Source organism: Bacillus sp. SIMBA_154, assembly GCF_046536015.1.
GTDB lineage: Bacteria > Bacillota > Bacilli > Bacillales > Bacillaceae > Bacillus > Bacillus pumilus_P.
Window position 1 is genome coordinate 1 of sequence record NZ_JAWJBV010000551.1, and the last position, 244, is coordinate 244.

Consider the following 244-nt stretch of genomic DNA (forward strand, 5'->3'; position numbering starts at 1 on the left):
GTTTTAACAAAATGGGCCATCGTTCTCACTTTCCTATGAGAGATAACTTGCTCAAAAAGCAAAGCTCCGAGCTTGTCACCGTAGAGGCTCTCTTTATTCCTAGTGACGTGCGTTTGAGTGCTATGTCAGCAGCTCAGCGAATGAAGCTCGCCTTTATATTGCATACCGTGTATGGAATTCGTGACTTTACTTATCAAGTGCTTGATGGCATCGATAACGAGCTTGCGCATAGTTACCTGCTATC

1 protein-coding gene is annotated in these 244 nt (G+C 44.3%); it reads left to right on the forward strand.

The window, feature by feature from the left end; genetic code table 11:
* Positions 1-47 precede the first annotated feature (47 nt).
* Positions 48-244, forward strand: a 197-nt coding sequence (locus R0K30_RS23130; RefSeq protein ID WP_410613330.1) for a hypothetical protein, incomplete at its 3' end; no start/stop codon positions are given.